This window comes from Accumulibacter sp. (assembly GCF_032229525.1).
GTDB lineage: Bacteria > Pseudomonadota > Gammaproteobacteria > Burkholderiales > Rhodocyclaceae > Accumulibacter.
This window is the reverse complement of the sequence record NZ_JAVTWB010000234.1, coordinates 1-4,577: the sequence shown is the minus strand read 5'-3', so window position 1 is coordinate 4,577 and position 4,577 is coordinate 1. Positions and strand designations below refer to the sequence as shown.

At 61.0% G+C, this 4,577-nt stretch carries 4 protein-coding genes; all 4 read right to left on the bottom strand.

All coding sequences use genetic code 11. The annotated features are described in order from the left end of the window. Positions 1–267: 267 nt before the first annotated feature. Entirely contained in the window at positions 268–2,682 is a 2,415-nt protein-coding gene (locus RUW20_RS18635) for a phosphoketolase family protein (RefSeq protein ID WP_313953716.1), read from the bottom strand. Between the two features lie 86 nt (positions 2,683–2,768). Next, the gene (locus RUW20_RS18630; protein WP_313953718.1) at positions 2,769–3,365 is read right to left on the bottom strand and encodes a chemotaxis protein CheB; all 597 of its coding nucleotides are present in this window, start codon (positions 3,363–3,365) and stop codon (positions 2,769–2,771) included. A gap of 220 nt (positions 3,366–3,585) precedes the next feature. Continuing rightward, a complete protein-coding gene (locus RUW20_RS18625) occupies positions 3,586–4,212 on the bottom strand; it encodes a rhodanese-like domain-containing protein (protein ID WP_313953715.1) in 627 nt (208 codons plus the stop codon). Further along, a complete protein-coding gene (locus RUW20_RS18620; protein ID WP_313953717.1) occupies positions 4,209–4,571 on the bottom strand; it encodes a DUF302 domain-containing protein in 363 nt (120 codons plus the stop codon). The genes RUW20_RS18625 and RUW20_RS18620 overlap by 4 nt, the downstream gene beginning before the upstream one ends. Between the last annotated feature and the right edge of the window lie 6 nt (positions 4,572–4,577).

The following is a 4,577-nucleotide window of genomic DNA, read 5'->3' as shown; positions in this document are numbered from 1 at the left end:
CGGCAGTAACCAGGGTTACCGCCAGGAACAGTGCAGAAAGATACTTGCCAAGTGTGTTCATGATTGATTCTCCAAAGAGAGGTTAAAGACAACTTTCCGATTCCAGCCTTCTATCGACAGGTCGACATCGGCTCACGCTCGACCCTTCGGCCTAGCGCCTGCGGCGCGAAACCGCGTGCTACGCCACCAGACTCGCACACCGTGTCCAATGCTCAACAGCAGCGTATTCACACTGACGCACCTGGTCTGTACGGTGGCGCACAGTGTTTAGTGCGGGAGGCCACCATCTCGATCAGGCGCAGTGCCATGACTGCACCATTCTTGCCACTGCCAGTCGCGGATCTCGGGCATGTCCTGGCCATGCTTGTCGATGTACTGCTTGTGCTCGATCAGCTTGTCCGTGAGCCTCTGCTTGAGGGTGATACCCTTGCCCCCGGTCTGCGGCAGGCGGTCGATGGTCGCCATCACGAGGTGATAACGGTCCACAGCGTTGAGCACGGTCATGTCGAAAGGCGTCGTGATCGTGCCCTCTTCCTGGTAGCCGCGAACGTGGAAGTTGTCGTGGTTGGTACGGCGGTAGGTCAGCCGGTGGATCAGCGACGGGTAGGCATGGAAAGCGAAGATGACCGGTTTGTCCCTGCTGAAGATCTCGTCGAAATCCTTGTCGGCCAGGCCGTGCGGGTGCTCGCTTGGCGGCTGCAGCTTCATCAGGTCGACCACGTTGACCACCCGGATCTTCAGGTCGGGCAGATGCTCGCGCATGATAGCGACAGCGGCGAGCGTCTCCAGCGTGGGCACGTCGCCGCAGCAGGCCATGACCACGTCGGGCGCGACTCCCTGATCGTTGCTGGCCCATTGCCAGATGCCGATGCCTTCGGCGCAGTGCTTGACCGCCGCGTCGATGCTCAGCCACTGTGGCGCCGGGTGCTTGCCCGCGACCACGACGTTGACGTAGTGGCGACTCCTCAGGCAGTGGTCTATCACCGACAACAGGCAATTGGCATCCGGCGGCAGGTAGACCCGTACGATATCGGCCTTCTTGTTGACGACGTGGTCGATGAACCCGGGATCCTGATGCGTGAAGCCGTTGTGATCCTGGCGCCAGACATGCGAGGCCAGCAAGTAGTTCAACGAGGCAATCTTCCGCCGCCACGGCAGTTGCGCGGTGACTTTCAGCCACTTGGCGTGCTGGTTGAACATCGAATCGATGATGTGGATGAATGCCTCGTAGCAGTTGAACAGCCCGTGCCGCCCGGTGAGCAGGTAGCCTTCGAGCCAGCCCTCGCACTGGTGCTCGCTGAGCATCGAATCGAGCACACGCCCGCTGGCCGCGAGAAATTCGTCGTTCGGCACGGTCGCCGCGTCCCATTGGCGATTGGTCACTTCAAACAAGGCCCCCAGGCCATTGGACAGCGTTTCGTCGGGGCCGAATACACGGAAATTACGCCGCTCCTGGTTCAGCTTCGTTACGTCGCGCAGGAAAGGCCCGAGCACGCGGGTATCGCCGATGCCCATCACGCCCGGCTGGGGCACCTTGGCGGCAAAGTCGCGAAAATCGGGCATCCGCAGATCGCGCAGCAGCATGCCGCCATTGGCGTGGGGATTCGCGCCCATGCGACGCTTGCCACTGGGCGCAAGCTCGGCCAGCTCAGCCACCAGATGGCCATCGGCATCGAACAGTTCCTCCGGCCGGTAGCTCTTGAGCCATTCCTCCAGCAGCTTGAGGTGTTCCGGATGGCTGGCCGGGTCGGCGAGCGGCACCTGGTGCGCGCGGAACGTGCCTTCGATCTGCAGCCCGTCGACCACCTTCGGCCCGGTCCAGCCTTTGGGCGACGCGAGGACGATCATCGGCCAGCGCGGGCGCGTGGAAAATCCGCCGCTGCGTGCGTCCTGCTGGACCTTCTTGATCTGTTCCACCGCCGTGTCCAGCGCTGCCGCCATCGCCTCATGCATCAACTCCGGCTGGTGACCCTCGACGAAGCACGGCGTCCAGCCGTAGCCGCGCAGCAACTGTTCCAGTTCCTCGCGGCTGATGCGCGCGAGCAGAGCCGGATTCGCAATCTTGTAGCCATTGAGATGCAGAATCGGCAGCACCGCGCCGTCGCTGGCCGGATCGAGAAACTTGTTGGAATGCCAGGCCGTGGCCAGGGGTCCGGTTTCCGCCTCGCCGTCGCCAACGACGCAGGCGACGATGAGATCAGGATTGTCGAACACCGCACCGAAGGCATGGCTGAGGGAATAGCCCAGCTCGCCGCCCTCGTGGATCGAGCCCGGGCACTCCGGCGACGCGTGGCTGGGAATGCCGCCGGGAAATGAAAACTGCAGGAACAGCTTCTGCAGCCCGGCCTCGTCCCGGCTGATGTCGGGATAGATCTCGCTGTACGTGCCTTCGAGATAAGTATTGGCGACCAGCGCCGGGCCACCGTGTCCGGGGCCGGAGACGTAGATCATGTCGAGGTCGTATTTCTTGATCACCCGATTGAGATGCGCGTAAATGAAATTCTGCCCGGGAGTCGTGCCCCAGTGCCCCAGCAGCATGTGCTTCACATCCGTGAGCGCGAGCGGCCGCTGCAGCAGTGGGTTGTCGAAAAGGTAGATCTGGCCGACCGACAGATAGTTGGCGGCGCGCCAGTAGGCATCCATCTGGTGGAGCAGTTCCGGGGAAAGAGTTCTTGTCTTCATGATTCAATTCTCCTTTCTCGTAAGGCTGAGAAAATGGATCATCATTACCAATTCTGCATTTCCCGCGTCACAGTACGTCGCCCGTTTCACTCGGCGCGTGACGCCGTTTGCGCAATTCGGACGATTTCCTTGGCGATTTCCTCCGGCGAAAGCACAAAATCGATGCAACCGCTGGCGATGGCGCTCTGCGGCATATCGGGATACGCGGCTGTGTCGAGCTTCTGTGCGATGGTAATGCCGCCCGCTTCCTTGATCCCGCACAGCGCGGCCGCGCCGTCGCCGTCAAAGCCGGAGACGATGACCGCGATCAGTTTGCCGTCCCAGTGCTCGGTAAGGGATCGTAGAAAAACCGTGATCACGTCCGGCCATCCCCGCGGCTTGGAGATCGGTTTCAGTCGGAACTCCCCCTCGAGAACATGCAAGTCGCGCTGCGCCGGGATGATGAATACGTGGTTGGGCTGGATATCCAATTTTTCCGTAATCAGCGCAACCGGCATTGCGGTGAAACGCGGCAGAATCTCGTGCAGGCGCGTCGGCACGGTTCTCAGGTGATTGACGATGACGATGGCGACACCCATATCGGCCGGCAAATGCTGGAGTAAACGCGTATAAGCGTCGAGCCCGCCGGCCGAACCGCCCACACAAACGACGGGAAAGTTTTTGGCGGAAATCTTGGCGTTCATGCGCTGGCGCAGTTCCGGCGTGAGCTTTTCGGCGTTCATGGCCTGGGTTCCTCGAGTTGAGCCGAGACGGCGGACGCGAGCGGCAAACCCGGCTATCCTGAGCGCCCCGTCGGTGCGGATGACCGCCCCATCATGCAAACCAGGTTTCTGCCAGCAGCAGCGCTTGCTCTCCCAGATACATGCAGCGCGAACCCGCCTTCGGTGGTCACCTTGTTTTGCATTAGTTGCCCAATGGCTTGAGCGTAGTCAGTCCAAGGCTTTCCCAATCCTGCATGCCGCCGCGGTACCAGAGAATCTTGTGCGCCGGATAGCCGATTGTCAGCAGCCCCTTGATGGTGGTCGGGGACTGTCCGCACCAGGAGCCATTGCAGAACAGCACCAGCGTCTTGACCTTGTCGAAATTCCAGAAGTCATCCCGCCGTTGTGCGCCCAGCTGCTTTTCGAGTATTTCCTGCACCGTGGCCGGATCCGACTTGCCGATATTGAGCGTGTCCCAGGGGATGTTCACCGTCCCCGGGATAATGCCTTTTTCCACCCATGCCGGAGTGCGAGAGTCGATCACCAGCGCAGATGTATCGCCGTCGCTGATTTGCTTGAGAAAGTGCAGCACCTCGAGTTCGGCTACCGTTCTCACACCCGGCGCCAACTCGATTGGCTGTATGCAGAACGGCGGGCATTTGCGCGAAGTCTGGGCGAATTCCGGATTGATGGAATTGTCCTGATCCTGATTGCGCATGATGGTGACCCTGCGGCCATGGTGCATCACGTCCACCGACGCCAGATCGGCGCTGATGTTTACCTGCAGGGCCGAGGAGGCGTCCGGCGCGAGTGTTGGGGCGTTCTTCACGCCGTGAGGCTCGTACACACCTTTTGCAGCAGTGCCCGTACTTCCGTGGCAATGTCGGTCACTTCCAGTTTGTCGACCAGCGTCAACACCGCCTCGGGATCCATGAATGCAACCGTGATGCTTGCATCGGCTTCCTCGCGCACCACCACATTGCACGGCAGCAGCAGGCCGATGTCGGGTTCGGCCTCGATCGCGCGCTGGGCGAGCGGCGGATTGCATGCGCCGAGGATGCGATACGGCCGGTGCTCGATGTTGAGCTTGGCTTTCAGCGTCGCCTTGATATCGATATCGCTGAGCACACCGAAGCCTTCCTTCTTCAGAGCCTCGGTAACTTTTGCGACCGCCACGTCGAACGGCATATCTAG

Bases quoted from the DNA above. Each gene is read 5' to 3' on its own strand.
- RUW20_RS18635 (WP_313953716.1), bottom strand. From the start codon at position 2,682: ATGAAGACAAGAACTCTTTCCCCGGAACTGCTCCACCAGATGGATGCC.
- RUW20_RS18630 (WP_313953718.1), bottom strand. From the start codon at position 3,365: ATGAACGCCAAGATTTCCGCCAAAAACTTTCCCGTCGTTTGTGTGGGC.
- RUW20_RS18620 (WP_313953717.1), bottom strand. From the start codon at position 4,571: ATGCCGTTCGACGTGGCGGTCGCAAAAGTTACCGAGGCTCTGAAGAAG.